This is a genomic window from Pseudoalteromonas holothuriae (assembly GCF_945859825.1).
Classification (GTDB): domain Bacteria; phylum Pseudomonadota; class Gammaproteobacteria; order Enterobacterales; family Alteromonadaceae; genus Pseudoalteromonas; species Pseudoalteromonas holothuriae.
Map to the genome: position 1 here is coordinate 26,352 of NZ_CAMAPC010000017.1, position 26,060 is coordinate 52,411.

23 protein-coding genes are annotated in these 26,060 nt (G+C 41.5%); 18 read left to right on the plus strand and 5 right to left on the minus strand.

From position 1 onward, the window contains the following. Nucleotides 1-2: 2 nt before the first annotated feature. Nucleotides 3-1,088 (minus strand): phage shock protein operon transcriptional activator, encoded by a 1,086-nt coding sequence (gene pspF, locus OCI93_RS16675; protein WP_261591792.1) that lies wholly within the window; start codon nucleotides 1,086-1,088, stop codon nucleotides 3-5. 186 nt (nucleotides 1,089-1,274) lie between these two features. On the opposite strand from pspF, the gene pspA reads away from it, so the two are divergent. From pspA to OCI93_RS16715, 8 genes are all read left to right on the plus strand, one after another. Next, entirely contained in the window at nucleotides 1,275-1,937 is a 663-nt protein-coding gene (gene pspA / locus OCI93_RS16680; protein ID WP_261591793.1) for a phage shock protein PspA, read from the plus strand. 76 nt (nucleotides 1,938-2,013) lie between these two features. Next, entirely contained in the window at nucleotides 2,014-2,244 is a 231-nt protein-coding gene (gene pspB / locus OCI93_RS16685; RefSeq protein WP_261591794.1) for an envelope stress response membrane protein PspB, read from the plus strand. Beyond that, nucleotides 2,241-2,654: an envelope stress response membrane protein PspC gene (gene pspC, locus OCI93_RS16690; protein WP_261591795.1), complete on the plus strand. Its 414-nt coding sequence runs from the start codon at nucleotides 2,241-2,243 to the stop codon at nucleotides 2,652-2,654. Before pspB ends, pspC begins: the two co-directional genes overlap by 4 nt. 77 nt (nucleotides 2,655-2,731) lie before the next feature. Further along, the gene (locus tag OCI93_RS16695) at nucleotides 2,732-4,138 is read left to right on the plus strand and encodes a YcjX family GTP-binding protein (protein ID WP_261626859.1); all 1,407 of its coding nucleotides are present in this window, start codon (nucleotides 2,732-2,734) and stop codon (nucleotides 4,136-4,138) included. Then, entirely contained in the window at nucleotides 4,135-5,190 is a 1,056-nt protein-coding gene (locus tag OCI93_RS16700) for a YcjF family protein (RefSeq protein WP_261626860.1), read from the plus strand. Before OCI93_RS16695 ends, OCI93_RS16700 begins: the two co-directional genes overlap by 4 nt. Nucleotides 5,191-5,340: 150 nt before the next feature. After that, nucleotides 5,341-6,528: a trans-sulfuration enzyme family protein gene (locus OCI93_RS16705; protein ID WP_261591798.1), complete on the plus strand. Its 1,188-nt coding sequence runs from the start codon at nucleotides 5,341-5,343 to the stop codon at nucleotides 6,526-6,528. 209 nt (nucleotides 6,529-6,737) lie between these two features. Further along, entirely contained in the window at nucleotides 6,738-7,535 is a 798-nt protein-coding gene (gene phhA, locus OCI93_RS16710; RefSeq protein WP_261591799.1) for a phenylalanine 4-monooxygenase, read from the plus strand. A gap of 11 nt (nucleotides 7,536-7,546) precedes the next feature. After that, nucleotides 7,547-7,891, plus strand: a complete 345-nt coding sequence (locus OCI93_RS16715) for a 4a-hydroxytetrahydrobiopterin dehydratase (RefSeq protein WP_261591800.1) — start codon at nucleotides 7,547-7,549, stop codon at nucleotides 7,889-7,891. Nucleotides 7,892-7,947: 56 nt separating this feature from the next. Here OCI93_RS16715 and OCI93_RS16720 read toward each other — a convergent pair whose 3' ends face one another. Then, nucleotides 7,948-10,194 (minus strand): S9 family peptidase, encoded by a 2,247-nt coding sequence (locus OCI93_RS16720; RefSeq protein WP_261626861.1) that lies wholly within the window; start codon nucleotides 10,192-10,194, stop codon nucleotides 7,948-7,950. A 480-nt stretch (nucleotides 10,195-10,674) separates the two neighbouring features. On the opposite strand from OCI93_RS16720, the gene OCI93_RS16725 reads away from it, so the two are divergent. Further along, complete coding sequence (locus tag OCI93_RS16725) at nucleotides 10,675-11,412, plus strand: pteridine reductase (protein ID WP_261626862.1); 738 nt, start codon at nucleotides 10,675-10,677, stop codon at nucleotides 11,410-11,412. A 94-nt stretch (nucleotides 11,413-11,506) separates the two neighbouring features. Here OCI93_RS16725 and dapD read toward each other — a convergent pair whose 3' ends face one another. The 3 genes from dapD to map are packed head-to-tail and all read right to left on the minus strand — an operon-like array spanning nucleotide 11,507 to nucleotide 15,801. After that, nucleotides 11,507-12,334, minus strand: a complete 828-nt coding sequence (gene dapD, locus OCI93_RS16730) for a 2,3,4,5-tetrahydropyridine-2,6-dicarboxylate N-succinyltransferase (RefSeq protein WP_261591803.1) — start codon at nucleotides 12,332-12,334, stop codon at nucleotides 11,507-11,509. A gap of 11 nt (nucleotides 12,335-12,345) precedes the next feature. After that, nucleotides 12,346-14,964: a [protein-PII] uridylyltransferase gene (gene glnD / locus OCI93_RS16735; protein WP_261591804.1), complete on the minus strand. Its 2,619-nt coding sequence runs from the start codon at nucleotides 14,962-14,964 to the stop codon at nucleotides 12,346-12,348. 9 nt (nucleotides 14,965-14,973) lie between these two features. After that, on the minus strand, nucleotides 14,974-15,801 hold the full coding sequence (gene map / locus OCI93_RS16740) for a type I methionyl aminopeptidase (protein WP_261591805.1): 828 nt from the start codon (nucleotides 15,799-15,801) through the stop codon (nucleotides 14,974-14,976). A 227-nt stretch (nucleotides 15,802-16,028) separates the two neighbouring features. On the opposite strand from map, the gene rpsB reads away from it, so the two are divergent. The 9 genes from rpsB (at nucleotide 16,029) to bamA (ending at nucleotide 26,050) form a co-directional block, all read left to right on the plus strand. Continuing rightward, nucleotides 16,029-16,757 carry a 30S ribosomal protein S2 gene (gene rpsB, locus OCI93_RS16745; protein ID WP_261591860.1) on the plus strand — a complete coding sequence of 243 codons (729 nt, stop codon included), beginning with the start codon at nucleotides 16,029-16,031 and terminating at the stop codon, nucleotides 16,755-16,757. Nucleotides 16,758-16,861: 104 nt separating this feature from the next. Then, a complete protein-coding gene (gene tsf, locus OCI93_RS16750; RefSeq protein WP_261591806.1) occupies nucleotides 16,862-17,713 on the plus strand; it encodes a translation elongation factor Ts in 852 nt (283 codons plus the stop codon). A gap of 148 nt (nucleotides 17,714-17,861) precedes the next feature. Then, nucleotides 17,862-18,599, plus strand: a complete 738-nt coding sequence (gene pyrH / locus OCI93_RS16755; RefSeq protein WP_261591861.1) for a UMP kinase — start codon at nucleotides 17,862-17,864, stop codon at nucleotides 18,597-18,599. Between the two features lie 23 nt (nucleotides 18,600-18,622). Then, nucleotides 18,623-19,180: a ribosome recycling factor gene (gene frr / locus OCI93_RS16760; RefSeq protein WP_261591807.1), complete on the plus strand. Its 558-nt coding sequence runs from the start codon at nucleotides 18,623-18,625 to the stop codon at nucleotides 19,178-19,180. A gap of 133 nt (nucleotides 19,181-19,313) precedes the next feature. Further along, the gene (locus tag OCI93_RS16765) at nucleotides 19,314-20,087 is read left to right on the plus strand and encodes an isoprenyl transferase (RefSeq protein WP_261626863.1); all 774 of its coding nucleotides are present in this window, start codon (nucleotides 19,314-19,316) and stop codon (nucleotides 20,085-20,087) included. Nucleotides 20,088-20,099: 12 nt separating this feature from the next. Then, a complete protein-coding gene (locus OCI93_RS16770) occupies nucleotides 20,100-20,966 on the plus strand; it encodes a phosphatidate cytidylyltransferase (RefSeq protein ID WP_261591809.1) in 867 nt (288 codons plus the stop codon). Beyond that, on the plus strand, nucleotides 20,963-22,162 hold the full coding sequence (gene ispC, locus OCI93_RS16775) for a 1-deoxy-D-xylulose-5-phosphate reductoisomerase (protein ID WP_261626864.1): 1,200 nt from the start codon (nucleotides 20,963-20,965) through the stop codon (nucleotides 22,160-22,162). Before OCI93_RS16770 ends, ispC begins: the two co-directional genes overlap by 4 nt. Further along, on the plus strand, nucleotides 22,155-23,507 hold the full coding sequence (gene rseP / locus OCI93_RS16780; protein ID WP_261626865.1) for a sigma E protease regulator RseP: 1,353 nt from the start codon (nucleotides 22,155-22,157) through the stop codon (nucleotides 23,505-23,507). The genes ispC and rseP overlap by 8 nt, the downstream gene beginning before the upstream one ends. 71 nt (nucleotides 23,508-23,578) lie before the next feature. Further along, on the plus strand, nucleotides 23,579-26,050 hold the full coding sequence (gene bamA / locus OCI93_RS16785) for an outer membrane protein assembly factor BamA (protein ID WP_261626892.1): 2,472 nt from the start codon (nucleotides 23,579-23,581) through the stop codon (nucleotides 26,048-26,050). Nucleotides 26,051-26,060: the final 10 nt, after the last annotated feature.

Sequence of the window (26,060 nt, forward strand, 5' to 3'; positions counted from 1 at the left end):
ACCTATGCCTCTTGTTTTTGACCTGAGTCTAACAAATTGTATTTTTTCAAATATCCACGTAGCTGATGATACGTTAAACCAAGCATTTGTGCAGTTTTCTTTTGGTTAAATTGACTGTGTTTGAGTGCGTTTTCTATTAAGTTAATTTCAAAATCATTAGAGAGTGATTTTAAGTCACATGGAAACTCAATTTCAGGGTCTGGCTTGACCACTTCAATTGTGGGTGATTGCTCTTGTGCAACAACGGTTGTTGCAACTGGCATATGACTATTAACTATTTGGGCTTTAACGCGCTGTTTAGGGCGATGCGGACTTTCAAATGGGTCTAACACAATATTGTGTACGGGGAGGCTTTCGCTGCCATGGCGGTACAAGCTTCGTTCGATAACATTTTTTAGCTCACGTATGTTGCCGGGCCAATCATATTCTAATAGCTTGTCTGTGGCTTTGCGCGTAAAACCACTGAAAAGTGACCAATGTAAATCGCGCGCCATATTTATTGCAAATTGTTCAGCAAGCAGCAAGATATCTTCTTGTCGGGCTCTTAACGGTGGTAGAGTGATCACATCAAAGGCCAACCTATCGAGCAAGTCGTGGCGAAATTCACCATTATCAGCAAGTGTAGGTAGGTCTTCGTTAGTTGCACATACTAAACGGGTATCTACTTTTACGGTGCTCTTACCACCCACACGCTCAAATTCGCCATATTCAATCACACGCAATAATTTTTCCTGAACCATTGCAGAGGTATTTGCTAGTTCATCCAAAAATAACGTACCGCCATTGGCGCGCTCAAAGCGTCCTTCATGGCGCTTACTTGCGCCGGTGAAGGCACCACTTTCGTGACCAAATAACTCACTTTCGAGCAAGTTTTCATTGAGCGCTGCGCAATTTAGCTTAATATAGCTTTGTTCCCAACGTTCAGACAGATAATGCAATCGTGCTGCGATGAGCTCTTTACCTGTACCTCGTTCACCAATAATGAGGACGGGTTTTTCAAGTGGTGCAAGTTGTGAAACTTGATCTAGCACAGTTAAAAAGCTGTCAGATTGACCGAGTAAATTATCCTGTTGGCGAAACTGGCTCATATTGCCTAACTCTTAGTTATTTTTACTAACTGTTAGTGTATTTGAAAAAAGCAGGGAACTAAAGATTTTTTTCAAATAATATAACTATATGATATATCTGTTCTTTTTAGGTTTTAAAAAGTTGGCAAGCAATTTGATATATGTAATGTAAGCTATTTAAATTTATAAACCAAAGAGGTAAAGATTATGGGAATTTTCTCTCGTTTTGCAGATATCGTTAATTCTAATATCAATGCCATTTTAGATAAAGCAGAAGATCCAGAAAAAATGGTTCGCCTTATCATTCAAGAAATGGAAGATACACTTGTAGAAGTACGTTCTACTTCGGCAAAAACATTAGCAGAAAAGAAAGAGCTAACACGTCGTGTTGAGCAACTAAACGAACAAACACAGCAATGGCAAGAAAAAGCTGAGTTAGCACTGAATAAAGAACGTGAAGACTTAGCCCGCGCAGCACTGATGGAAAGACAAAAGTCTGAAGATGCGGCGCAAAGTGTTCAGTCTGAATTAGAGCACGTTGAAACACATATTGAAAAACTGCAACAAGAGGTTGCTACCTTACAAGAAAAGCTCGCTGATGCCAAAGCAAGACAAAAAGCTATTGTGCTTCGTCAACGTTCGGCTGAATCTCGATTGGAAGTGAAAAAAGCGCTTGATAGCTCTAAAGTAGAAGATGCATTGAATCGCTTTGAACGTTATGAAACCAAAATTGATGGTTTAGAATCTCAAGTTGAGTCATACGATTTAGGTAAAAAATCGTTAGCGGACGAAATTGCAGACTTGCAAAAAAATGAGAAAGTAGACGATGAGTTGGCTGAACTAAAGAAAAAACTAGCAAAAAATAAGTGAACTTAAGTGGCATCTATTGCGCTAAACTCAATAGATGCCTCAACACACATTCCGTCCTTTGTTTGGAGTACACGATATGGACTTAGAAGTTTTAGTAGCCCCGATTATTATTTTTATGTTGGTAGTGGCGCCTTTGTGGCTCATTCTACACTATCGTAGTAAAAAACAAGTAAGCCAAGGTTTAAGTGAGCATGAGCATCGTCAGTTATTAGAGCTTGCCAGTAAAGCTGAAAAAATGGCTGAACGAGTTGAAACATTAGAAGCTTTGCTTGATCAAGAGGCACCACAGTGGAGACGTAAAGTATGAGCAGCGTAAAACGTGAATTATTCCGCGATCCTAAGAGAGGAAAAATAGCGGGGGTATGTGCTGGATTAAGTGACTATTTTAACATGGAGCTTTGGTTAGTACGCATTCTAGTGATCACCGCTGTGTTGTTATCTGGTGGGCCGTTATTTGTAGTTGCTTACATTGCGTGTTGGTTTATCTTAGATACTAAACCGGTTACTCAAGCACATAAGACTAGCAGTGCTTACAGTAGCCAAGATGAAGACCCTATTTCGGTTAAATTTAAAGTATGGCAAAAGGGTGAGCCGCCAAGACGCGCGCTATTTGATTTAAAAGAACGCTTAACACGCCTTGATACTCGTGTACAAAGTATGGAAACGTATGTTACTTCAAGCGAATTTACCGTTAGCCGAGAGATTAACAAACTGTAATTACAGCAAACATTAAGCTAATGTGGCGTATTAACGCCACAGCGCTTAGCTGCACAATAGAGGGAATCTACTTCTTTATGAAAGCAAAAATTGTTACCCAAAAAGCCCTCGACAAACTAAAAAATAATACTCAAAAAGCGTTAAACCGCAGTTTAGACCGGCATATTAAATTAGCGGTAACTGGCTTTAGTGGAAGCGGAAAAACCGCTTTTATCAGTGCTCTTGTTAAACACCTAACAAGCCAAGCTAACAAGCAAAACCTCCCTTTTTTTGATGTGGTACGAGAAGACCGCTTAATAGCCGCTAAACAAGTACCCCAGCGAGCACTTGATATTCCAACTTTTGATTACCAAGGAGCCAGTGCTTGTTTATTAGCGGAGCAGCCAACATGGCCCGCGTCAACTGAGCGGATTAATACCTTAACTTTGGCGCTTAAGTTTCATACTCACAGTGGCTTGCGTGCGCATTTATCGCCCACGAGTACCGTTTATTTAGAGTTAATTGACTATCCAGGTGAGTGGCTTGCAGATTTACCTATGTTGTCACAAGACTACCAAACTTGGAGTCGCAACACTTTAGAACTATTACAGCGGGATAAATATAAGCCATACAGCGACGCATTTTTATCTTTGCTTGATGTATTTAACGCCACTGATGATGTTGATGAACACGTATTGAAAACACTTGCGCAAAGTTATCAGCAGTTATTATGTAGGCTTAAAGATAAGACTAAATTAGCGCAGTTACAGCCGGGTAGAATGCTGATCCCGTCGGATTTGGCGGGGGCTCCTGTGTTATTGTTCTTTCCAGTAATGCCCGTAGATGATACTCATGAAAGTAGCCAATATAGGCAATTGGAAGCACGTTTTGAGGCCTATAAACAACAAGTTGTAATGCCTTTTTATAAGCAGCATTTTTGTCAGTTTGATAGGCAGTTGGTATTAGTCGATGTGCTCAGTGCGCTCAATGATGGGCCCGATACCCTGCAAGCACAGCGTGAAGCGCTACAACATGTAATGCAAGTATTTAACTATGGCAAATCAGGGTTACTTAAGCGGCTATTTTATCCCAAGATTGATAAAGTCTTATTTGCTGCAAATAAATGTGACCATGTGAGCCCCTCACAACAATCTGATATCGCATTGTTACTAAACGATATGTTGGGTGAACAAAGGAATGAACTTCGCTTTAGTGGTGTTGCTGTTGATACGATGGCAATTTCGTCAGTGCAAAGTACTCAAGCTAAACAAGTCAATGACAATGGCCAACACTTAGAGTGTGTTTATGGCAAAGTGCTGGGCGAAAATGATTGGACAACCTATTTACCGCCGCAGCCACCTAATCATTGTATATCGGCGCAGCAGTGGCCAAAGTATGGATTTGAATTCTTGTCTTTTTATCCACAAAAAGCGCAACAAGGTAATTTAGGCCATGTTCGGCTTGATCACGCATTGCAATTTTTAATTGGAGATAAGCTAGTATGAGTCAAAGTGATGAGCTGCGTGCGGGCAGGCGTATAGAATCAATAAACGAACCTCCCATAGAGCAAGATAGTACGACAGCCAAGGGAAAGCGTGTTGAAGCGCTGCATATTGATGAAGTAGACGATAACGCAACAGCCGACTCTTCTTCATTAGAGAGTAACGAGATTGAATTGGAACCGGTGTTTAATCACTCATCTAAGCGTTTTAGTTTTGGCAAACTCTTTTTATTGAGTTTATTGCTATTGGTAGTAGTAGAGAGCATATATAGCATAGCGGCAGCGATGCAAAATTCTTGGCTGCTGGCACTACTTTATATCAGTGTACTGGGGCTAGCCATAATAAGTACCGTGGTGTTTGTGGTAAAAGAAGCCGTTGCATTGCGACGTTTAAAGCATCATCAACAACATCAACAAGACGGTGTTCGTTTACTTAATAGTATGCAAATTGGGGAAGCACATCATTGGCTCGAACCTTTATTAGAGTCTCATCCAAAATCGCAAGTGGCTGAATTTAAAGCAGCTGTTCAAGCACACCATACCGACAAAGAAGTACTGCAGCTATACGAGTCTAGCTTATTGCAATCGCAAGACCAAAAAGCAAAACAGCTTATAAATCAACACGCTACTACGAGTGCGATGTTGGTTGCCATGAGCCCTCTCGCGCTGGTGGATATGCTGGCAGTGCTTTGGCGCGGAGTACATTTAATTGAAGCGATCACTAAGCATTATGGTATGACATTGGGTTATCGCAGTCGTATTACCTTGTATAAATTGCTGGTAAAGCAAATGGTGTTTGTGGGGGCAACAGAGTTAGTGTCTGACTTAGCTGCAACAAGCTTGGGGGCTGAATTACTTGGTAAGTTATCAGCAAGAGCTGGGCAGGGGTTAAGTGCTGGGGTATTTACCGCGCGTTTAGGCTACAAGGCAATGGAGCTATGTAGACCATTACCGTGCTTAGAGCATAAACCGAGTTTGTTAAAGTCAACGGTAAACCAGCTAGTAAACACATTACTTAAGCGAACTGAGCAAAGTGAAAAGCAAAGTAAAAGATGAGGTGACAACAATTTTGTACACTTAACGCTAAGTGATTAGCATAACCTAGCCGTCTTAGCGTCTGGCTTGCTTGTGAATTTTGGCGTGCTGACTTATTTATATATTTATTAAATAAATCAATTAAAGAATAATAAGTTAGCAGGTTAATTTATGAAGAAGTACCATGACAACACACAATGTATTCACGGGCCAGAGCATTTCAATGACCCACATGGCGCATTAACTGCTCCATTGTATCAAACCTCTACATTTAGTTTTAAAGATGCAGCGCAAGGGGCTGCTCGCTTTGCAGGAGAAGAGGCGGGCTATATCTATACGCGACTTGGCAACCCGACTACACGAGAGTTGGAACAAAAACTCGCACAGTTAGAAGAAATGGAAGACGCAGCCGCAACGGCAACAGGTATGGGTGCAGTATCTGCATCGGTATTGAGCTTTTTACAGCAAGGTGACCATCTAATTGCATCTAGTGCGCTGTATGGGTGTAGTTTTGCATTATTTGCCCATATGTTGCCAAAATTTGGTATCGAAGTGACGTTTGTTGATATGACCAATGAAGCCGAGCTAAAAGCAGCAGTTAAACCAAACAGTAAAATGTTATTTGCTGAAACCCCCATCAACCCAAATATGACGGTATTAGATTTAAAAATGTTGGGGGATTTCGCTAAACAACACCAGCTTATCAGTGTGATTGATAACACCTTTATGACACCCCTGCTGCAAAAGCCCAAACATTTTGGTATCGATATTGTTATTCATAGTGCCACTAAATATTTAAATGGCCATGGTGATGTAGTCGCAGGGGTTGTATGTGGTACTCAAGAACATATTGAAGTCATTAAGCTGACTGTGCTCAAAGATATTGGTGCAACAATAAGTCCTCATGATGCATGGTTGATAAATAGAGGTTTAAAAACATTAGCCGTGCGTATGGCTAGACACTGTGAAAGCGCACAAAAAGTGGCTGAATTTTTAGACAAGCACGCCAAAGTAAGCAGAGTTTTCTACCCAGGACTCAAGTCGCATCCGGGCTATAAGTTTCTTGGTGAGCAAATGAAAGGGGCTGGCGGCGTAATCGCTTTTGAAATCGACGGCAGTTTACAAGATGGAGAAGCGTTTATTAATGCCACAGAGCTTTGTACACTTGCGGTAAGCCTTGGCGATCCTGAGACATTAATACAACACCCTGCATCTATGACACACTCACCTTATACACCTGAAGAGCGTCAAGCTGCTGGGATCTCAGATGGTTTAATTCGTATTTCTATCGGTCTAGAGGATGTTGAAGATATTATTGAAGACTTAGAACAGGCATTTTTAGCTTTTGGTGTAAATTAAAAATTACACTAAAGTGTCATGAAACCCGCCGTGTAGGCGGGTGTTTTTTTGACTGTACAAAATTGTACGTTTAAATTTACAAAATGGAACTTTATCCACTAGGCGTTGTTAGGCTGTACTATTAAACTTTTCCTTACTTTTACATAGTATCGTAGCTACAAGTTGAAGCGCGATCATTAACGGTCGTCCGATGTAGTGAGAAGGTTATTATGGCTAAATCGAGTAAATATACCTCCAAGCAACCTGATGCAAATGGCATCATTGCTTGGAGCGATGAAGAGAACCAAATTTGGTCAGAGTTAGTAGCTCGTCAGCTAAAATGCATAGAAGGCAAAGCGTGTGACGAGTATATGGAAGGGCTTAAAAAAATAAACCTACCACATGATCGCATTCCACAATTACACGAGCTTAATGCAGTACTTGAAAAAGAAACCGGCTGGCAAGTTGCTCCAGTACCAGCGCTTATTGATTTTGATGAATTTTTCCGCTTGTTAGCGAACAAACAGTTCCCAGTAGCCACTTTTATCCGTAGTCGGGAAGAGTTTGATTATTTACAAGAGCCAGATGTTTTTCATGAGATATTTGGCCATTGTGCCATGTTAACTAATCCTGATTTTGCAGAGTTTACTCACAAATACGGTCAGTTAGGTTATGCAGCAGCCAAAAAAGACCGTGTGTATTTAGCTCGCTTATATTGGTTTACGGTTGAGTTTGGTTTGATGCAAACGGAAAATGGTTTACGTATTTATGGTGGTGGTATTTTATCAAGCCCGGGTGAAACACAGTACGTATACACGGACAAGCCTGATATCTCACCATTAGAGGTAACCGATGTATTACGAACTCCGTATCGCATTGATATTATGCAGCCTGTGTACTACACCATTAACTCAATCCATGATTTATTTGATATTTCACAAATGGATATCATGTCGTTGGTTGAAAAAGCAAAAGAGTTGGGCTTATTTGAGCCAAAATTTCCCCCTAAAGAAAAATTAGCAAGTTAAGGATTTATTAGATGTCTGATTTAAGTGCACAAAAATGTGAAGCGTGTCGTGCTGATGCGCCTAAGGTGTCAGATGAAGAGTTAGCGGTACTGATCAAGCAAATTCCTGATTGGGTGCCTGAAGTGCGCGATGGCATTATGCAGCTAGAGCGTGTATTTAAGTTTAAAAACTTTAAAAAGGCGCTTGAGTTTACCAACCTTGTAGGTGCAATGGCAGAAGAAGAAGGTCATCACCCTGGTTTGTTAACCGAGTGGGGCAAAGTGACTGTAACTTGGTGGAGCCATTCTATCAAAGGTCTTCATAAAAATGATTTTGTTTGTGCCGCAAAGACAGACGATGTGTTTGCCGCACTGTAAATTGGCGTCAATATCTTACAAGGGCCTCAATTGAGGCCCTTATTGTTTGTGACTTGCTACCAACTTAGTTCATACTCTTTTGGAGGCTTAGCACCAAGTAAGTGCTCAACAAAAAAATCCCAGCGTTTGCGTACAAAGTAAGGGTTTTTATCCAGTACATGCCCCATATTTGGGTAAATCATAAGTTCAAAATCTTTGTTTGCTTCAATCAGTTTTGAGGCCAACTGCAAGGTGGCAGCAGGATGAACATTGCTATCTAGTTCTCCGTGCGCCAGTAGCAGTTTTCCTTGTAAGTGTTTGGCCATAGTAAGGTTAGATTGTGCATCCCAATGAGATGTAACGGGGTAGCCCATCCACATCTCGTTCCATCCGGCTTTGTCGACGCGAAAGTCATGATTGCCAGATGCAGCTACGCCCACTTTGAAAAAGTCAGGATGTTTAAACATTGCATGTGCTGTATCGTAACCGCCGGCACTAAAACCAAAAATACCTACTCTGTTGATATCGATATATGAATGCTCTTTTGCTAGTTGCTTTATTGCTACAACATGGTCATCAGTCCCGCCTCCAAGATTCTTAAATGAGTACTCATGAAATGCGCGCCCGCGTTTGTGAGTACCTCTACCGTCCATTTTTATAACGATAAAACCCAGTTCGGCAAGCGCATTCGCTTGTGTGCTATAGGTATTGAAAGATTTTGCGGTAAAAAAGTTGTGTGGGCCTGTGTAAATATCATCAATAATAGGATACTTTTTATTTGGGTCGAAATTGGAGGGAAGGTACATTAAGCCATAAAGTGGTGTTTTATTGTCACCTGCAAGTACCTTAAATGGCCTTGGAGGTTGCCAGCCAGTTGCAATTAATGCACTCGTATCAGCGCGTTGCAACTGACGTATTACTTTTCCTGTTTGACTATCGCGTAAAACACTCACTGGTGGTGTAGTGGGTGTTGAGTAAGTATCAATGACATATTTATAATCATCAGATAGTTGGGTGCTATGCTCTGCCGCTTCCGGTGTAAGTAATGTTAACCCAGTACCATCAAGGTTAGCTCGATATAGGTGTCGGTAGTAGGGATCTCTGCCAGCTTCTTTGCCTGAAGCTTCAAAATAGATGTGCTTACTTTGGCTATCTATCGCTCGGATAGCGCGAACAGTCATAGCTCCAGAGGTAATCGCATTTTTTAGTTTACCAGTGGTAGTGTCATAAAGGTATAAATGCTGATAACCGGAGCGCTGTGAACTCCATACAAAGGCGTTAAGTTCAGGAAGGTGCCAATATAGCTGTGTCCATGGGTCGACATATTTATCATCTTGCTCAGTTACTAAAGTACGTACCGTGCTTTGTTCAGGTATTACTTCGCGCATATGATAAGTTTTGTTGCCACGCTCTCTGTCATGATAAACAAAGCGCCCATTATCTTGCCACCACCCCCAAATCGGGCTGCCATAATAGGTCTGCATAACAGGAGGAGTATCCAGCGTAGTCACGCGAGCTGTTTTGGTATCAATTAAGATTAAATTAGCCATCGGGAGTTGCTCATCACCAGCCATTGGATAGTAGTAGCTGATAGCTCTGGGTGTTAGCCCTTTATAGGTGTTGGCTTGTACCAAAGTGAGCTTATTTGTTTTACTTCTATCTATTTTGTGCGTAATTACATATCGGCTGTTGTCAGACCACATTACGCTGAAATTATCATCAGGGTAGGGTGTGCTGTTTTTAAAGCTAGCATGAGGGTTTGGGTGGGTAAGTGCATAAGGAAATAGCTCGCTACCATCGTGAGTTAATTGCTGCTGGGTACCTTGCTCAATAGAGTGAAGTACTAGGTTGTAATTATTAACTGAGACCTGCCAGCGACCATCTGGCGACAACCCTGAACTAGGCGTGTTTGGTTTTATGACCTCGCTACTGTTACATAAGTAATGGGTAAGATCACATTGCCACTGCTGTTCATTTAATTGAAAGTTGAGACTGTTAAGTGTGATAATTGGTTGCTTAAGCGGTAGGTGAGTAGGGCCATTTACTTCAATGCCATGCTTTTCTATTGCTTTCATTAACTGAGTGTGATCAAAAGCAGGCCCTTGCAAATTGTTTTTTGCATCAACCATGATAAATTGATGGCCATTATTGGCGACTTGCTGGCGAAACCAAAACATGTCTTTTCCTGATAACCAGTGCGCTTCTAGCCAATTATTTTTTATTAAGGGTTTTAAATTATGAGGTAGAAACTGTTCAGCTCTATGATATTGCTCGCTACTAACCTGCTGATTTATAGTCATTGCTTGATTTGATGATGAGCGCATATTTAGGCATCCGCTTAAGGTTGCGCAAACACTAAGTAATATTAAAAGGTAATGGAGTTTTATCTGCATAGTAAAGTAAACCAAATTTTTGCTTAAGAAAGATGAATATCATGACTATATACAAATGTATATTGTATGCAATAATTTGATTGTTATTTTTTTGTCAGATATAGAGCAAGCATTTATAAAGTTAGTTTAGTGTTACCAAGCCATTTATTTAATGCAACTAGGACTATCAACGTTAAGATAGCTATTCTAATCGTTGATTTTGATTGAACCCTTAAGGTGTGTTTTCTACGTTATCATCTGACTTACATAAAATACCAATGGATGCAGGTTCTGCCTTGGGAAAATACTCGAATGATTGCTGCAAAAAACACTCAGTAAAGATCAACATGGTTTAATATCGACGAGTATGCCTGAGTGAGAGAGCAACAGCGGCAACAATTAGAAATGGACTATTTAAGGCAGTAAGAACAAATGAGCAAATATCAAAAAGTAGTTGTTATTACTGGTGCAGCAAAGCGGGTAGGTGCTTATATGGCGCGTTACTTTCATAGCAAAGGGTGTAATGTGATTATTCACTACCAACGCTCAGAGCATGAAGCCCATGTATTACAAGATGAGTTAAACGAGTCACGCAGTAATAGTGCCAAAGCACTTGTAGGTCACTTTAATAGCTTGGAGGATTATACATCTTTTGCAGCAAAAGTGATGGCATGCTGGGGTAAGGTTGATGTGTTAATAAATAATGCATCTAGTTTTTTTCCGACACCGATAGGCTCTGCTACCCCTGATGATGCTGCAGGTTTACTGCACAGTAATTTAACCATGCCTGTTTTTCTTATACAGGCAATGGCCCAGACTTTAAAGAGTAACCAAGGTTGCGTTATTAATATTTTGGATATTTATGCTCACTCGCCACTAAAAGATCATGCGTTGTATTGTGCTGCCAAGGCTGGGCTTGTAAGCGTGACTAAATCGATAGCTAAAGATATGGCACCTCAAATTAGGTCCAATGGGATTGCGCCAGGCAATATTATGTGGCCCACTGACTGTCAGTTAAATGCGCAGCAAAAACAGCAACGTTTGTTGGCTATTCCACTACAAAGGCAAGGTCACCCTAAGGATATAGCCAAAGCTGCATATTTTCTTGCTTTTGAAGCTGATTATATAACAGGGCAAATATTGAATGTAGATGGTGGTAAAGCGCTATAGTCAGACAAGGCTATATCTATTGGTAGGTTATTTTATAAAGCACAAGCAGGGGTAATATAAAGGGAGAGCGATTCTCCCTCTATAACATTAAAGGTTACTCGTCAATTGAGCGAAGTAGCGCATTGATGCCGACTTTTTCACGTGTTTGTTGATCAACTTTTTTAACAATAATAGCTGCGTATAAACTATGCGAGCCATCTTTACTAGGCAATGAGCCCGGTACGACTACGGCACCTGCAGGTACACGTCCATAGTGGGTTTCGCCTGTTTCACGGTCATAAATACGGGTACTTTGTGAGATATACACACCCATTGAAATAACCGCACCTGTTTCAACAATCACGCCCTCTACGATTTCAGAGCGTGCTCCGATAAAACAATTGTCTTCGATAATGGTTGGGTTCGCTTGTAGTGGCTCCAAAACGCCGCCTATGCCAACACCACCGGATAAGTGTACATTCTTACCAATTTGCGCACACGACCCCACAGTGGCCCATGTATCAACCATGGTGCCTTCATCAACATAAGCACCAATATTAACGTAAGACGGCATTAACACCACATTTTTACCGACAAAGCTGCCTTGGCGAGCGATGGCATTGGGCACCACACGCATGCCACCTTGTTGAAACTGCTCTGGCGTATAATCACTGAACTTTAACGGTACTTTGTCAAAGTATTGGTTAACACCGTCGTGCATGGGTTGGTTATCGCGAATACGAAACGACAATAAAACGGCTTTTTTTAACCATTGATGTACAACCCATTCGCCACTGATTTTTTCTGCGACGCGAGCTGCACCCGAATCGAGTAGAGCAAGGGCTTGTGTAATGGCACTTTTAACGGGTTCTGACACCTGAGATGGTGAAATACTATCGCGTTGTTCCCACGCTTGTTCAATAGTTAGCTTTAGATCTGACATAACGTCCTCTTTTATTCTGATTCTGCGTTTAACTTTTTCATTAAATCACGATGCAATTCTGCTTTGTGCTCTTCGCTTAAAGCTTGATAATTTTCATCTGATACCACAAAGAAATCTTCTGCACGTTCGCCCACCGTTGTAATTCGAGCTGCATGAATGTGTAGTGAATTGGCTTGAAATACTTCGGCAATTTTGGTTAGTAATCCTTGTATATCAATCGCTTGAATTTCAATTAGATTCCTATCACTGCGCGCATGTGGGCGAACAATGATTTTTGGTTTGATATTAAAGTCTTTAAACCGTTGCGAGCGATTCTTCTTAAGTCGTATTTTTTTCTTAGGGCCTTGGAGCACCGCGTCAATACCTCTGCGAATTGAGTTTGCGCGTGTACTTGCAACAGGGTTACCACTTACTTCTAAAATCACAAAACTAAAAACCACATAACCATCTTTTGTTGTCATCACTTGTGCGTGTTGGATTTGCGCTTTTTTTGAACCGATGACACTGACGAGTTTGGTGAACAAAGTTGCTTCATACGGGCTATATACAAAAACTTGTGTACCACCATGCATTGGCTTTTCACTCACCACTACACTAGCTTGGCTTAAGTCTTTTGCTTTAAGTAAGTGTTCACTATGCCAAGAAATTTGCTGCTCGCTAAAAGCCGTAAAGTAATTTGCTTTAAAACGTGACCAACTTAAATCTATAAATTCTTCTTCATAACCTTTGTTGATGAGCCTTTGTTTTGCTTGATGCTTTTTATCGCGAATTTGGTCGCGCATATCCATCGGGTTTTCAAGGCCTAAACGCAGCGCCCGTTGCGCGTGTAAATATAATTCTCGTAAGAGTGTGTTTTTCCAATCATTCCAAAGGTTATCATTGGTGGCGCGAATATCTGCAACGGTTAAGCAGTACAGGTAATCAAGTTGACGCTCATTTTTTATTTGAGTCGCAAATTCATTGATAACATCTGGGTCGTTAATGTCTTTGCGCTGTGCGGTTACTGACATGAGCAGGTGGTTTTTAACCAGCCAAGCAACCAGTCGAGCATCCGAATTGGTAAAACCATGCATTTTACAAAAAGCGAGTGCATCTACAGCTCCTAGCTCTGAGTGATCGCCGCCTCGACCTTTAGCTATATCATGAAATATTGCCGCTAAGTATAGTAATTCCGGCTTATCCATGCGGGTAACGATTTCACTGCAGATCGGGAATTTACTGGGTTGTGTTTTATCAAAGTACTGATAAATATTGTTAATTAACTTGTGAGTATGTTCATCTACTGTATAGGCATGAAATAGATCAAACTGCATTTGCCCAAAAATGTTACGCCACTGGGGTAAGTAAGCCGCGATTAATCCATGCTTGTGCATCAATGTAAACGCACGGCCCATACCATTTGGGTGTTTTAAAAGGCGTAAAAAAGCATCTCTGCACCCTGCGTAATCTTGTAAGTCACCTAATAACCGTCGACGCACTTGGCGCATGGTACGAATGGTACTGGGGTCAATATTAACAATTTCAGGTTTTTCGGCAATGTGCTCAAACAGCACAAATAATTGGTCACGCCTAAAAAAGACCGATGGGTCTTTCACTCGAATCTTATTACCTACCCGCTCAAAGTTTCTATCAAGTGGTACGGGCATTTGTTCTTTGTATTCAGGAAGAATGCTTTGCTCGAAGTAAGACAGCAGCATTTGGTTCATTTCACGAACTCGGCTCATGATCCTAAATAGTCGCTTCATCATTCGCTCTACTGACGCTTTACCCTCTGCTCCAAAACCGAGTAACTCGGCGGCGTTGGGTTGATGGTCGAATAGCAATCTGTTTTCATTGCGCCCGGCAGCTAAATGCAACGCAAAACGAATATTCCACAAGTTTTCTATGCACTCTAACAGTTCTTGATATTCTTCATGAGTGAGGTAACCGTGACTGATTATTTCTTCAAGCGTTTCGGCATGGAAATGCTTTTTTGCGACCCAGAAAATCGTTTGCAAGTCGCGCAAGCCACCAGGGTTTTCTTTGATATTTGGTTCTAAGTTATAGGCCGTACCATGACATTTTTTATGGCGTACTTTTTGCTCATTAACTTTCGCAATAAAAAAGTCATCGGAGCGCCAAATTGGTGTTTCAACGATATGGCTTTTCAAGCGTTCAAATTCAACATGATTACCGCAGATCAAGCGGCTTTCTAGTAGGCTGGTGGTAAAGTGAACGTCTTGTTGCTTTTGTTCTAACACCTGCTCGTGGGTGCGAACACTGTGACCAATCTCAAGGTTAAGATCCCACAGCAAAGTGACAAAAGTCTCTAAATTTACTTGTAGTTGTTCATCAGGAGGGGACTGCACAAGTAATAAAAAGTCAATATCAGAATAGGGGTGTAGCTCACCACGGCCATATCCACCAATGGCTATTAAAGCTATTTCTGGATTATGTGCAAGGCCAGTTTCGTTAAATAGTTTGATCAATAAGCGGTCAATGAATTCTGCACGTGCATTGATCAGATTTCGTACTGGCTGTTTAGAGAATTCGTTGTTTAGCCATTTATAGAAATAGACAGAACAATCTTTTAATTCGCAGAGCTGCTCGGCATCATCGAGCAGCTTTTTTACTTTATTAGGCAGTGCCACCGAAGGCTCCTAGTGTTCAATCACGCGTTCAATGGTTTCATCACTGCGCAAAGTGAGGATTTCTACGCCATTGTCAGTGACCAATAATGTATGCTCCCATTGGGCAGATAGACTACGGTCTTTAGTCACAACAGTCCAGTCGTCTTTTAACAGCTTACACTGGCGTTTGCCTGCATTAACCATAGGTTCGATGGTTAAGCACATCCCTGCCTGTAACGCTTCACCAGTACCTGACTTGCCGTAGTGCATCACTTGTGGCTCTTCATGAAATTCTTTACCGATACCATGACCACAGTACTCGCGTACAATTGAGTACTTAAAGCCTTCAGCATATTTTTGAATGGCAGCACCAATATCACCCAAGCGCACTCCAGGTTTAACCATTTTAATGGCAAGGTAAAGACTTTCTTGTGTGATTTCACTCAGACGCTTACCTTGAATAGATGGCTCACCCACATAAAACATTTTTGATGTGTCGCCGTGATAACCATCTTTAATGACAGTTACATCGATATTGATTATGTCACCCGCTTTTAGCGGTTTATCGTTTGGAATACCATGGCAAATTACGTGGTTAACTGAGGTACAAATAGACTTTGGAAAACCATGATAATTGAGCGGGGCAGGCACCGCTTTTTGTTCATTTACAATATAATCATGACAAATAGTATTTAGCTCATCTGTGGTGACCCCAGGCTTTACATAAGGCCCAATCATTTCTAATACTTCTGCGGCTAAACGCCCGGCAATACGCATCTTTTCGATTTCTTCAGGGGTTTTTATCACTGCACTCATTGAGACTCCAAGTCGGTTTTTTAAGTTAGCAACAGCGCACAAATTTTGTGCTTTTCGTTGAGTTATGCTCTTTTATATGGTATAAAGCGCGCCGTCTTTTTACAAATATATCTTACGAGGTTGTTTGTAGTTAAGGCAAACACATTATTCATACTAACACACACACATATCGACACATACACTTGGGTGCATGTCTTGGTAATTTACTAAGCATGTTGGTGCTATGGGATATGTGGAGGCTTAACCCTAAACAATTAGAGGAAATTAAAATGGCAAACGTTTCAATGCGCGATATGCTTCAGGCAGGTGTTCACTTCGGTCACCAAGCTCGTTACTGGAATCCTAAGATGAAGCCTTTCATCTTCGGTGCTCGTAATCGTGTACATATCATCAACCTAGAAAAAACAGTTCCAATGTTTAACGATGCACTTCGTTTTTTACAGAACACAGCATCTAACAAAGGTAAAATTCTTTTTGTAGGTACTAAGCGCGCTGCAAGCGAAGCAGTTAAAGAAGCAGCTCTTCAAAGTGATCAGTACTTCGTAAATCACCGTTGGTTAGGTGGTATGTTGACTAACTGGAAAACAGTTCGTCAATCAATCAAGCGTCTTAAAGACCTTGAATCTCAAAGCCAAGACGGTACTTTCGAGAAACTGACTAAAAAAGAAGCGTTAATGCTAACTCGTGAAATGGAAAAGCTTGAAAAGAGCCTTGGCGGTATCAAAGATATGGGCGGTCTTCCTGACGCTATCTTCGTTATCGATGCTGACCACGAGCACATCGCAATTCGCGAAGCTAACAACCTAGGTATTCCAGTAGTATCTGTAGTTGATACTAACTCGAACCCAGATGGTGTTGATTTCATCATCCCTGGTAACGACGACGCTATCCGCGCTATCCAGCTTTATACTGGCGCTGTAGCAACTGCTATCACTGAAGGTCGTGAAAGCAACATCGTTGTTCAAGCTGAAAGCGATGATTTCGTAGAAGCTGAGTAATTAGCTGTCATCAAGTCTTCATCTAAATAAGGTGAAGACTTGATATTCTTGAAGAGCGGTTATTCCGCTTCCCTAAAACAGATTTCATATTTGAGGATATTCTAATGGCTGTAACTGCTGCCCTAGTAAAAGAATTACGCGAGCGTACTGGCGCTGGCATGATGGATTGTAAAAAAGCGCTAACTGAAACTGATGGTGACATTGAGCTGGCGATTGAAAACATGCGTAAGAGCGGTGCTGCAAAGGCTGCTAAAAAAGCAGGTAACATTGCTGCTGAAGGTACAATCCTTATCAAAGAAGGCGAAGGTTTCGCTGCATTATTAGAAGTTAACTGTCAGACTGACTTTGTTGCTAAAGACGAAAACTTCCTAGCGTTCGCTAACTCTGTACTAGAAGTTGCTGCTGCATCTAAAACAACAATTGCTGAATTACAAGCACAGTTTGAAGAAGCGCGTGTTGCACTAGTTGCTAAAATTGGTGAAAACATCAACGTTCGTCGCGTTGAGTACATCGACGGTGCAAACTTAGCTAATTACCGTCACGGTGAGCGTATTGGTGTTGTTGTTGCCGGTGAAGCTGACGAAGAAACACTTAAGCACGTTGCGATGCACGTAGCTGCGTCTAAGCCTGAGTTCGTAAACCCTGAAGATGTGCCAGCTGACGTAGTTGAAAAAGAAAAAGCGGTACAAATCGACATCGCTATGAATGAAGGTAAACCTGCTGAAATCGCTGAGAAAATGGTTATCGGCCGTATGAAGAAGTTTACTGGTGAGATCTCTCTTACTGGTCAAGCTTTCATCATGGAACCTAAAAAATCTGTTGGCGAAATTCTTAAAGAGAAAGGCGCAACAGTATCTAACTTCATTCGTTTAGAAGTTGGTGAAGGTATCGAGAAGAAAGAAGAAGACTTCGCTGCAGAAGTTGCTGCACAAATCGCTGCTGCAAAAGGCGAATAAGTTTGTTCAGTCGCAAAAGTAAATACCGAAGGTTAATCGTCAATTTGCTTTTGCTTCGATGCTGAAAATTCTTTAAAATAGCCGCGCATTTATGAATATCATAAGCGCGGTTATTTTTTATCTCACTTTCACAAATGGCCCGGAAAATATGACTATCAATCGAAAACCTGTTTTTAGACGCGTTCTTCTTAAATTAAGCGGTGAAGCTTTAATGGGAGATGAAGGCTTTGGTATCGATCCAAAAGTGTTGGATCGTATGGCGCAAGAAATCAAAGAACTTGTAGAGCTCGACGTAGAAGTGGGTTTAGTTATCGGTGGTGGTAACTTTTTACGTGGTGGTTCGCTTGCCGAAGCGGGTATGAACCGCGTTGTTGGTGACCATATGGGTATGCTAGCAACCGTTATGAACGGACTTGCAATGCGTGATGCATTACATCGTGCTTTTGTTAATTGTCGTTTAATGTCGGCAATTCCGTTAAATGGTGTCTGTGATGCGTACAACTGGGCAGAAGCAATTAGCTTGTTAAAATCAGGCCGTGTAGTGATATTCTCTGCAGGTACTGGTAACCCATTTTTCACAACCGACTCTGCAGCATGTTTACGCGGTATTGAAATTGAAGCCGATACAGTGATTAAAGCAACCAAGGTTGATGGTGTATTTAATGACGACCCGGTTAAAAACCCAGAAGCCACGCTTTATCGTCATTTGACGTATAATGAAGTGATTGATCAAGAATTAAAGGTGATGGATTTAGCGGCATTTACGCTTGCCCGTGACCATGATATGCCGGTGAGCGTATTTAATATGAACAAACCAGGCGCGTTGAAACGCGTTATTATGGGCGAAGAAGAGGGCACGTTAATCTCTTCTGCAGCCTCGGAATAATTAGTTAAGACTAGGATTGAATTGTGATTAACGATATTAAAAAAGATGCGCAGGAGCGCATGCAAAAAAGTGTAGCAGCACTTGGTAGCCAATTATCTAAAATCCGTACTGGCCGTGCTCACCCAGCTCTTTTAGATGGGATCACTGTTTCTTATTATGGCGCAGATACTCCCCTTAATCAGGTCGCGAATGTATCAACAGAAGACTCACGTACCTTGACGATTAGTGTATTTGATAAGGCGTTGGCCCAAGCCGTAGAAAAGGCGATTATGTCATCAGATTTGGGTTTAAACCCAATGTCTGCAGGCACCATTATTCGTGTGCCATTGCCGCCACTTACTGAAGAGCGCCGTAAAGACCTTATCAAAATAGTACGCGGTGAAGTTGAAGGTGGTCGTGTTGCTGTTCGTAATATTCGTCGTGATGCAAATGGTGATATTAAATCTTTACTAAAAGAAAAAGACATTTCTGAAGATGAAGCACGTCAAGCAGAAGACGAAATTCAAAAGCTAACAGATAAGTTTATTAAAGAAATGGATACTCAACTGAGTGCAAAAGAAGCTGAGTTGATGGAAATCTAATAAAAGAGCAGTTTATCTTTTGGGTTGAAGTTTGTTCAACCCAAAAAGGCCAATAGGTGCTGGTAAATTTATTAGTTTTGCAACGCCGTCTAGGGTATACTAGGCGGCGTTTTTTTTTATCTAAATCGGGATTATGGTTTTAAACGCTGAAACGATTTCACAGCAGTCTTTGCCAAGGCATATTGCCATCATAATGGATGGCAATGGCCGTTGGGCACAGTCACGCAATAGACCTCGCACATACGGACACAAAAAGGGGGTAGACTCAGTTCGAAATGCTGTTCAGTTCTGCTCAAAGTTAGGGGTTGAGTCTTTGACGCTTTTTGCATTTAGTAGTGAAAACTGGCGACGTCCTGAAGATGAAGTCAGCACACTGATGGAGCTATTTTTATTGGTTCTTACAAAAGAAGTGAAAAAACTACACAAAAACAACGTAAAGTTAGCGGTTATAGGGGACTTGGAGCGCTTTCCCAGCTCGCTGCAAGAGCGTGTGGGCGCCGCACATCAGTTGACGAGTGAAAATACTGGACTAAAACTTAATGTGGCTGCGAACTACGGAGGTCGCTGGGATATAACTCAAGCGGCACAAAAGTTGGCAAAACAAGTAGCTGATGGAACTTTAGCACCCGAGCAAATCACGGAAGAGGAACTGTCAAAAAATCTTACTATGGCAAACCAAAGCGAACTTGATTTACTTATACGTACCGGTGGCGATTACCGAATAAGTAACTTTTTGCTTTGGCAAGCAGCTTATGCTGAGCTTTATTTTACAGATACTTTATGGCCTGACTTCAATGACGAAGCGTTTGCAGAGGCAATTGCATGTTATGTATCTAGAGAAAGGCGCTTTGGCTGCACTGGCGATCAAATAAAACAACTACTCGCCGCGCCAAAAATAACAAGTTAAAGGTAAATTAATTTGCTAAAACAACGAATTTTAACCTCAGCGGTGCTTGCACCACTGGCAATGCTGTTGGTGTTCTATACACCTTTAGCACTATTTAGTTTTATTGCAGCTGCAATTGTATTGCTTGGCGCATGGGAGTGGTCAGCGTTTATGGGCCTATCTTGCGCCAAAAAACGCGGTGGTTTTGTCGCCTTAATGGCCGCAGTTTTGCTATCGTTGCATTGGCATTGGCCCATAACGTCACTTTGGCAAGCTGGTAAGTTGCAAGCAGATGCCAATTATGTATTCACGCTTGCTTTTGCGTGGTGGCTAGTTGCGACCTTTTTGGTTTTTAAATACCCCAGTAAGGCAAAAGCTTGGAACGAAGGCATGATTATGCGAGCCGTTGCTGGTTTATTAACGTTAGTCCCCTTATGGCTTGCATTGAATGTTTTACGCAGTGCTGAATACCAGCAAGCTCAGCAGTATGGCTCGACACTGATAATGGTTGTGTTAGGTATTGTATGGAGTGCTGATATTGGCGCTTATTTTGCGGGTAAGAATTTTGGCAAGCATAAATTGATGCCAAATGTGAGTCCAAATAAAACCATTGAAGGCTTAGTTGGTGGTGTTATAACGGCGGTGTTGTTTGTCGTGATATTTTGCTACTTTGCTCAGGTTGAACAAAAATTATGGCCTGTTTATGGTGCCATAACCATCGTTATCGCGTTATTTTCTGCAATTGGAGACCTACTTGAGAGTATGTTTAAACGTGAAGTGGGTCTAAAAGATTCTGGGGCTTGCTTACCAGGGCACGGTGGTATTTTAGATCGGATTGATAGTTTGACGGCTGCAGCGCCAATTTTTGCATTATGTTACGCATGGACGGTGACCCTATGAACCCAACAGAGCAGGTAGTTGTTCTCGGCGCAACCGGCTCTATAGGTTTGTCTACGCTAGATGTAATTGCACGTAATGCAGCGCGTTATCAAGTGTATGCATTGGTTGCAGGCCAAAATGTTGAGCAAATGACGAAGTTGTGTTTAACACATAACCCCAAATTTGCCATCATGGACTGTGAGCACGCGGCTAGAGCCCTTAAAGAGCATCTAAAACACACACGCACTGAAGTACTTTGTGGTGCTCAAGAAATGGCGCATATTGTTGCTCATACCGATGTTGATATTGTGATGTCTGCGATTGTTGGTGCAGCAGGGCTTCTTCCCACGCTCTCGGCAGTGGAAGCAGGTAAGAAGGTGTTACTGGCCAACAAAGAGTCTTTGGTGATGTCAGGGCAATTATTTATGGATAAAGTAGTGCGCCATGGTGCAACTTTATTGCCTATTGATAGTGAACATAACGCTATTTATCAATGTTTACCTCACGCTTTGCAGCAAGATACAAATAAAGGGTTAAATCAATTTGGGGTCAGTAAAATCCTATTGACGGGTTCTGGTGGTCCGTTTCTAACACGTGACATAAATAGCCTAAAAGAGGTGACGGTTGAGCAAGCAGTTGCACATCCAAACTGGTCTATGGGGCAGAAGATTTCGGTAGACTCTGCAACTATGATGAATAAAGGGCTTGAGTTCATAGAAGCCAAATGGTTGTTTGCGTGCCAAGCGGAGGATATTGATGTGGTGATCCATCCACAAAGTATGATCCACTCAATGGTTCAATACAACGATGGCTCTATTATCGCGCAAATGGGCCAACCTGATATGCGCACGCCAATTGCTTATGGCTTAGCCTACCCTGAGCGTATAAATGCGGGTGTTGAGCCTTTAGATTTTGCATCGATTGCAGATTTTACGTTTACTAAACCTGATTTTGCGCGCTATCCAAACTTAAAATTGGCTATCGATGCGTGTAAATCAGGGCAAGCGGCTACAACCGTAATTAATGCTGCTAATGAAATAGCCGTGGCAGCCTTTTTGAAAAAACAAATTGGCTTTTGCGATATCTATCGTGTTAATTCACAAGTACTTGATAAATCAATATTAGGTTCTTTAGGTACTATTGATGAAATTATGGCGCTTGATGCTCAAACAAGGCAGCTCGCTCGTGAAGTCGTGGAGCACATAAGTAATGTTTGATTTTTTTTGGAATCTTGCCTCATTTATTGTTGCTTTAAGTATTTTGGTCACAGTACATGAGTATGGTCATTTTTGGGTAGCGCGTAGGGCTAAAGTAGAAGTACTTCGCTTTTCTATCGGGTTTGGGAAACCGCTTTGTCGTTGGTATGACAAGCAAGGTACTGAGTATGTGATTGCAATGATCCCGCTCGGGGGGTATGTCAAAATGCTCGACGAACGTGTTGATGATGTGCCCATTGAAAGACGGCACCTTGCATTTAATAATAAGCCGGTATTATCACGTATAGCGGTTGTGGCTGCTGGGCCACTTGCAAACTTTCTATTTGCGATTTTAGTGCTTGCTGTGATGTACATGATAGGAGTACAAAGTGCGAAACCTGTTGTTGGTGAAGTGCAGGTGAATTCTCGGGCTGCAATGGCTAACGTGCAAAGTGGCGATCATATTTTAATGATGTCTGATAAAGAGGTGGAGACTTGGCAGGATGTTACCTTTAGCCTTATGAGCCATTTGGGTGAAGAGTACATAGAAGTCAAAGTTCAAGATGCACAGCAACAAATAGCGATCAGAAAAATTAATGTCAATGGCTGGAAGCTTGATAAACAAGACGAAGCTCCTCTTCATGCGATTGGTATTACCCCATTTAGACCCGCATTGACGTTAACCTTGGGGCATATTGCAGATAACTCGGCAGCGCAACAAGCGGGGTTAAAAGTCAATGATACGTTGCTGGCTGTTAATAATCAGCCGCTATCGGATTGGCAGCAATTTGTGCAGATAATTCAGTCTTCTGCTAATCAAAACCTCACTTTAAGTATTGAAAGAAATACAATTAATCAAAGTTTAGAAATAACGCCGCATGAACGCAGAGCTGATGATGGCACATTGCAAGGGTTCTTGGGGGTCGTTCCGTTACTCGAAAAATGGCCTGATGGTTATATCGAAACTAGACATTATGGCCCTTGGGATAGTATGGTGCTGGGCGCTGAGAAAACTTTTGATTTAATCCGTTTAAGTTTTGACATGATTGGCAATTTACTGAGCGGACAAGTATCAGTAAAGAACTTGAGTGGTCCGGTCGGTATTGCGGTCGGTGCTGGAAACAGTGTTAGTTATGGTATTGTTGCGTTTTTGAGCTTTTTGGCATTAATTAGTGTGAACCTTGGTGTTTTTAATTTATTGCCTCTGCCTGTCTTAGATGGTGGGCATTTAATGTATTACATAATTGAACTAATTCGCAAAAAACCAGTCTCTGAAAAGACACAAGAGTTGGGGTTTAAGGTAGGTGCGATGGTACTTATCGCTTTAACTTGTTTTGCATTACTTAACGATGTATCGAGATTGTAACTCGAATGGCGAAAATGACGCCCATCAAAGCGCATAAGGCGCTAACTGTTGTAAAGGATAAAGATAATAAAATGCCTATAAAAAAACATCTTGCAGTAACGAGTTTACTTGGCGCTAGTTTTGCCGCTTTAGGGCAAACCTCCTTTATCGTTGAAGATTTGAAAGTAGAAGGGTTACAGCGGGTTGCTTTGGGTGCTGCACTGACGCATATTCCAATTAACGTTGGTGACTCAGTTGATCAGTACACAATCTCTCAAACTATTAAATCGCTATATAAATCGGGTCACTTTAATAATATTGTGGCGTATCGTGATGGCGAACAAATCATCTTCAAAGTACAAGAAAGGCCAACGATTGCAGGCATTGACTTTGATGGCAACAAAGACATCAAAGATGAGCAATTAAATGAAAGTTTAGAGCAGCAAGATATTCGTGTTGGTGAACCGTTAGATAAAACGGTTGTAGATAACATTGAAAAAGGGCTGATCGAGTTCTTTCATAGTATTGGTAAATATAACGCTAAGATTGATGTCAGCATTGTTGATTTACCGCGTAATCGGGTGCGTTTATTACTTGATTTTGACGAAGGTGATGCGGCCTCAATTCGACAAATTAACCTAGTTGGTAATGAGTTGTTTTCTGATGAAGAACTGCTAAAGCTTGCTGAGTCTCAACAAGACTTACCTTGGTGGAAGTTTATGTCAAACGACCGCTATCAAAAGCAGACCATCGAAGGCGATTTGGAGAAAATTCGCAGCTATTATTTAGACCGAGGCTACTTGCGTTTTAACATTGATTCTACGCAAGTATCGGTCAGCCCTGAGCGTGAGTCGGTTTATGTGACGGCAAATATTACTGAAGGTGAAACGTATACGGTTAAGGGCTATGACTTTATTGGTGATTTACTCGGCCGCGAAGAGTTAATGAAAAGTGTTATACCGCTTAGAGCTGGTGAATTGTATAACGGCTCTATTGTTACTTCATCAGAAGAATTTATTAAAAGTTATTTAGCGCGCTTTGGCTATGCCAATGCTGAAGTGCGTACTATTCCAGAAATAGATGATGAAAATAAAGAAGTGCAACTTACTCTATCTGTAAACCCAGGTAAGCGTGTTTATGTACGTCGCATTCTGGTTAACGGTAATCAGGTTACCGCAGACGAAGTTGTGCGTCGTGAAATGACGCAATTAGAAGGTGCTTGGCTTTCAAATCAAAGCTTAGAGCGCTCGAAGCTGCAAATACAACGCCTTCCTTACATGGAGAAAGTAGACTTTGAAGTGAATCCTATCGCAGGCGTTGATGACCTTGTGGATGTAGATTTTACTGTTAAAGAACAACCTGCAGGTAGCTTTCAAGCTGGTGTGGCGTATGGTTCATATGGTGGTTTACAGTTTAATGTTGGCGTCAGTGAATCAAACTTTTTGGGAACAGGTAATCAGCTTGCGTTTAATATCAGTACTTCGCGAAGTTCTGATAGCTATAGCATCTCCTATACAGACCCCTACTTCACTCCTGATGGGGTATCGCAAGGTAGTAGTATTTTCTACAACAACTTTGATGGTAGCAAAGTTGGTTTAATTGGATACGATTCTCGCCAATACGGGCTTGGAACTAGTTTTGGCTTCCCGATTAACGCGATTAACCGCATTAACTTTGGCGCACGTTGGATTGATGAAAAGCTAGATTATATTGCTGACTATGAACAAACACGTATTTTAAAATTGGCATTTTTAAATCCAGAAGACCCAGATGGTGCATATAACTTTACTAAGTACGAACTGAGTGCCGGTTGGTCACGTGTGACAGTTAACCGTGGTATGTTTCCAACGGCAGGCTCTCGTCAAAGTTTAACGTTTAGGGCAACGACACCAAATTCTGATCTTAACTACTTCAAAGTAGATTATGACTCACGTTATTACTGGCCAATTAGTAATGATCACCGTTGGGTGTTCTCTACAAGAGCAGGGCTTGCATATGGTAATGGTTATGGTAAAACCAATGGTTTTGAGCAAACATTGCCATTCCAAGAGTTTTTCAGAATTTCGGAAAATGAACTACGTGGTTTTGAGCGTAACACCATTTTGCCTCGCGCGATTCAACGTGGTATGACTGAAATTCCTGGCTCAACGTTACCAGATGGTACAAGCACAGCAAACATTGGTGGTAACACCGAGTTTGACCGAATTTCAGAAGGTGGTCGAATCGGCGGTAACGCAAAAGCAACTTTAGGTGCCGAATTAATTGTTCCAACACCATTTTTAGATGAAGAAAACACCAGTTCGGTACGAACTAGTTTATTTGTTGACGCGGCGAACGTTTGGGATACTGAGTTTGATATCAATCGGTATTCCAGTTTACATGAAGACCAGTTTAAAAAGCTTACGGACTACTCTGATCCAAACCGTGTCAGAGTATCTACAGGCTTATCAATACAGTGGATCTCACCAATGGGACCAATGCTGATCAACTTTGCATATCCGCTTAAGAAAGAAGATGATGACGAAACGAAGACGATCAGTTTTAATATTAGTAATACATTCTAAGGAGTTAATT

Coding starts and splice junctions, on each gene's coding strand:
- pspF (WP_261591792.1), bottom strand. CDS start 1,088: ATGAGCCAGTTTCGCCAACAGGATAATTTACTCGGTCAATCTGACAGC.
- pspA (WP_261591793.1), top strand. CDS start 1,275: ATGGGAATTTTCTCTCGTTTTGCAGATATCGTTAATTCTAATATCAAT.
- pspB (WP_261591794.1), top strand. CDS start 2,014: ATGGACTTAGAAGTTTTAGTAGCCCCGATTATTATTTTTATGTTGGTA.
- pspC (WP_261591795.1), top strand. CDS start 2,241: ATGAGCAGCGTAAAACGTGAATTATTCCGCGATCCTAAGAGAGGAAAA.
- OCI93_RS16695 (WP_261626859.1), top strand. CDS start 2,732: ATGAAAGCAAAAATTGTTACCCAAAAAGCCCTCGACAAACTAAAAAAT.
- OCI93_RS16700 (WP_261626860.1), top strand. CDS start 4,135: ATGAGTCAAAGTGATGAGCTGCGTGCGGGCAGGCGTATAGAATCAATA.
- OCI93_RS16705 (WP_261591798.1), top strand. CDS start 5,341: ATGAAGAAGTACCATGACAACACACAATGTATTCACGGGCCAGAGCAT.
- phhA (WP_261591799.1), top strand. CDS start 6,738: ATGGCTAAATCGAGTAAATATACCTCCAAGCAACCTGATGCAAATGGC.
- OCI93_RS16715 (WP_261591800.1), top strand. CDS start 7,547: ATGTCTGATTTAAGTGCACAAAAATGTGAAGCGTGTCGTGCTGATGCG.
- OCI93_RS16720 (WP_261626861.1), bottom strand. CDS start 10,194: ATGCGCTCATCATCAAATCAAGCAATGACTATAAATCAGCAGGTTAGT.
- OCI93_RS16725 (WP_261626862.1), top strand. CDS start 10,675: ATGAGCAAATATCAAAAAGTAGTTGTTATTACTGGTGCAGCAAAGCGG.
- dapD (WP_261591803.1), bottom strand. CDS start 12,334: ATGTCAGATCTAAAGCTAACTATTGAACAAGCGTGGGAACAACGCGAT.
- rpsB (WP_261591860.1), top strand. CDS start 16,029: ATGGCAAACGTTTCAATGCGCGATATGCTTCAGGCAGGTGTTCACTTC.
- tsf (WP_261591806.1), top strand. CDS start 16,862: ATGGCTGTAACTGCTGCCCTAGTAAAAGAATTACGCGAGCGTACTGGC.
- pyrH (WP_261591861.1), top strand. CDS start 17,862: ATGACTATCAATCGAAAACCTGTTTTTAGACGCGTTCTTCTTAAATTA.
- OCI93_RS16765 (WP_261626863.1), top strand. CDS start 19,314: ATGGTTTTAAACGCTGAAACGATTTCACAGCAGTCTTTGCCAAGGCAT.
- ispC (WP_261626864.1), top strand. CDS start 20,963: ATGAACCCAACAGAGCAGGTAGTTGTTCTCGGCGCAACCGGCTCTATA.
- rseP (WP_261626865.1), top strand. CDS start 22,155: ATGTTTGATTTTTTTTGGAATCTTGCCTCATTTATTGTTGCTTTAAGT.
- bamA (WP_261626892.1), top strand. CDS start 23,579: ATGCCTATAAAAAAACATCTTGCAGTAACGAGTTTACTTGGCGCTAGT.